A 1445-nucleotide genomic window follows, 5' to 3' on the forward strand; every position below is an offset into this window, starting at 1 on the left:
ACTGGCAGAGAAATGATATCAACCAACCCGATCAGCAGATGCAACGAGTAGCTTAAATTACACCAGATCCTGTCCAAGAGATGGGGAGTAGCTCACGAGATGGACATGACAAACATGCCTGAGGTTCCGCCAGACTTTCGGCCCGGGGACGAAAGTGCCGGCCTGGAACTTGTCGACGTTGTCCTTTGGGTCGCGAAGAGGCGAGAAGAAGGAAAGCCCTTGTCCCCAGAACTGGCGGAGATGTTCAACGCCTTCGCCAAGCGAGGCGGTACCGATGAGGTTTCACTCCGCGAACTCGACCGCCGTTGGAGTTTTCTTCGAGACCTACCTGAACCTAATGGGCCTTTGCCCGACAACATCGAAGCGCAGGTCGAGAGGTGGGAAGAGGAGCGCATTCAGGCTATAGCTGCATTGTCAGATAGTGCGCCCGTCAATAACGGCTGAATTAATTGGATCAACCGCTACAGTAGCGTCTTTCTTGGCGTTCGGAACTCTTGATCATGCAAGGCTAGGGTATTCGGGGCACCATGCTGCGACCGGACCGTATTCCCTGAAGCCGACGTTCGTTTCTCCGGCCGAACCGGAAAAGTTGGGCTCAAGAATGAGAAGTTGCCGCGCCAATCAGGAAGGTCCCGTTCGGTTGGAGCCGGGGAAACCCGGCGGGTTGCCCCACCGGGTCCAAGGGGAAGACCCCGTTCCTCAGAACGGGATCTCATCGTCACGGTCTACCAGCTCGAGGTTTTCGTTCTCGGCCGACTTCGGGCGGCTCAGGAAGTCGACCTTTTCGGCGATGATCTCGCAGCCGTAGCGGTCGTTCCCCATGCTATCGATCCACTTGGTGTAGTGGATGCGGCCGTGGACGAGGACCTTCATGCCCTTTTCGCAATGCTCAGCGACCGTCTTGCCGAGACCGTTGAAGCAGGTGATGCGGTGCCATTCGGTGTCCATGACCCGGTAGCCGTTCTCGTCGCGCATCACACGGCCTTCCGAGAGGCGGGGGCGCGAGGTGGCGAGGCTGAAGTTGGTGATCTTGGTGCCGCTTTGCGTGGTGCGAACTTCGGGGGTCTGACCGATGTTGCCGGCGAGGATGACGATGTTCTGCATGATAAGCTCCTGTGTGTCCTGTCTTCGGGACCGTCCCTTCGACAAGATCCTGAAAAAGCCCGTCGGGTGACGCGTGCACGGTGGACAGCATGGACACCGGACACCCCCAGAGGACCGGGGTGGAGCGGGCAGGACGCCAAAGGCGGCTAACACGGCCCGGACTGACGCGGGGTTGCGCGCAGGAGACCGAACGGGATTAGGGGATTGTCAGTCGAAGGGATGGCCCAGGAGACAGAGAGATACGGGGGGGACTATCCTGAATTTTGTGCGCTGACGTGGTAACTGCTCGAAGAGGAGACCCACGTATGAGCATCGATAAAGAGATCTTGGACCGATTGATG

Annotated in this window: 2 protein-coding genes; one reads left to right on the forward strand and one right to left on the reverse strand. The window is 58.3% G+C overall.

Annotation, left to right across the window (positions count from 1 at the left end):
* The first annotated feature begins 99 nt into the window (after nucleotides 1-99).
* A complete protein-coding gene (locus G455_RS0122180; protein ID WP_028095598.1) occupies nucleotides 100-444 on the forward strand; it encodes a hypothetical protein in 345 nt (114 codons plus the stop codon).
* A 255-nt stretch (nucleotides 445-699) separates the two neighbouring features.
* Here G455_RS0122180 and G455_RS0122185 read toward each other — a convergent pair whose 3' ends face one another.
* Nucleotides 700-1104, reverse strand: a complete 405-nt coding sequence (locus G455_RS0122185; RefSeq protein WP_028095599.1) for a single-stranded DNA-binding protein — start codon at nucleotides 1102-1104, stop codon at nucleotides 700-702.
* Nucleotides 1105-1445: the final 341 nt, after the last annotated feature.

The organism is Pseudodonghicola xiamenensis DSM 18339 (assembly GCF_000429365.1).
Taxonomy (GTDB): domain Bacteria; phylum Pseudomonadota; class Alphaproteobacteria; order Rhodobacterales; family Rhodobacteraceae; genus Pseudodonghicola; species Pseudodonghicola xiamenensis.